Source organism: Lacticaseibacillus sp. 30 (assembly GCF_053819265.1).
Genome location: NZ_JBSOQX010000073.1, coordinates 1 through 730 on the forward strand (window position 1 = coordinate 1; position 730 = coordinate 730).

The 730-nt window shown below is 45.1% G+C and carries 1 protein-coding gene and 1 pseudogene; both read left to right on the forward strand.

Going from position 1 to position 730, the window contains the following annotated elements; translation table 11 throughout:
* The coding region (locus ACWPAB_RS15345) for an ATP-binding protein (RefSeq protein ID WP_337451898.1) at nucleotides 1-525 on the forward strand (525 nt) is incomplete at its 5' end.
* Nucleotides 525-730 (forward strand): annotated as a pseudogene (locus ACWPAB_RS15350) (hypothetical protein); the annotation flags it as partial. The gene ACWPAB_RS15345 and the pseudogene ACWPAB_RS15350, both read left to right, overlap by 1 nt.

The following is a 730-nucleotide window of genomic DNA, read 5'->3' on the forward strand; positions in this document are numbered from 1 at the left end:
GGCAGCCTTGGACAGCAGCAGTTGAAACTCTTCGCTGTCGGTTTGTCTAACAAAATATGCCGTAACGAGGTTGTACACGCATTGATTATCGGTGACACAGGAGTTGGCAAGTCACATATTGCTAACGGCATATTAATTGACACTCAGACCAAGACAGGCTATCGCAAAACATGCCTTTTCATTGACTGGAACGCTTTAATGCAGAGGCTCAAGTCTGGCATGAGTGCTAATGCACAAGATGTGCGAATGAAGAACGAGAAAATTATGCATGAGATTGGCAAGGCTGATGTGGTTGTGATCGATGATCTAGGTTCCGAGCGTGGTAGTGATTTTGACCGCCAGACGGCGGATGATGTTTTCAGAATGCGGGAAGACAAAGCAACTATCGTGACAACCAATTTGCACGGACAAGATCTGAATAAGAGGTACGGCGAGCGAACTATGTCCCGTATGGCCAAGCACGGCCAAGGAAATAGCTTTGGCGTTAAAGGAATCCTAGATCAGCGAAAAGAGGCGTTGCCTTGATGAAAGAATACGTGATTATGGACACGGAGTTTAACTCAACCAGTAATCGAGCAATTCAAATATCAGCAGTCAGAATTCGAGACGGTCTGCACATTGCAGATCAGTTCAACCGATTCATTCCATCACCAGATAAATTTGATCAGCTTCACATCATTAGGACAAGTAACATGCGATACAGCGACTATTTAGCTTTACCAAGCCTGCA